General features: G+C 64.3%; 1 pseudogene. It reads left to right on the top strand.

Annotation, left to right across the window (positions count from 1 at the left end):
- Window positions 1-757, top strand: a pseudogene (locus NKJ55_RS35440) (hypothetical protein); the annotation flags it as partial.

The raw sequence follows: 757 nt of genomic DNA, 5'->3' as shown, positions 1-757 counted from the left end.
TGCGTAGCAATGTCCTGCGCACCGCCTTCCCAAGGTTCGTCGGCGACACCGCGCAGTGGACGACCAACTCCTACGACTGGAACGACCGGCTGGTAAAGGCCGTCTATGCCGATGCCAGCCAGACGCTTTTCGCCCACAGCCTCGACACCGGCACCGGCACCAATCCGCGGCTTTACACGGTCACTGAGACCGACCAGATCAATGCGACGACCACGCGCCAGTCGAAGAGCGTGTCCTCGACGCGCGGCGATGTCGTGCAAATCGTGCGCGATCTCGGCGGGCTCAATCTGACGGAGGGCCGCAGCTACGATGTGCTTGGCCGGCTGATTGGGGTCAGCGATCCCGGCGGCTCGAGCTGGAGCTACAGCTATGACATGGTCGGCAACCGGCTGAGTGCCTCGGATCCCGACCTCGGCAGCTGGTCTTACGTTTATGACGGCGCCAACCGGCTGGCCAGCCAGACCGATGCCCGCGCCACCGTCACCAGCCTGGCCTATGACCAGATGGACCGGCTGACCTTGAAGACGGCCACTAGCTCCGGCGGCAGTGCGGTGACGCTGACGCAAAACACCTACGACCAGGCGGCGGCGGGCTTCTACAACATCGGCCAGTTGACCACATCCACCAATCCTGCGGCAATCCAGGCAAACAAATATGACGGCTTCGGCAAGGTTGCCCGCCAGGACGTCACCATCGGCACGCTGACCCACACCACGACCAGCGTGCGCGATGCCTCCGGCCAGACGCTGCGCACCCA

The sequence above is a fragment of the Mesorhizobium sp. M0106 genome, from assembly GCF_040322715.1.
Classification (GTDB): domain Bacteria; phylum Pseudomonadota; class Alphaproteobacteria; order Rhizobiales; family Rhizobiaceae; genus Mesorhizobium.
This window is presented reverse-complemented; position numbering and strand designations above follow the sequence as displayed.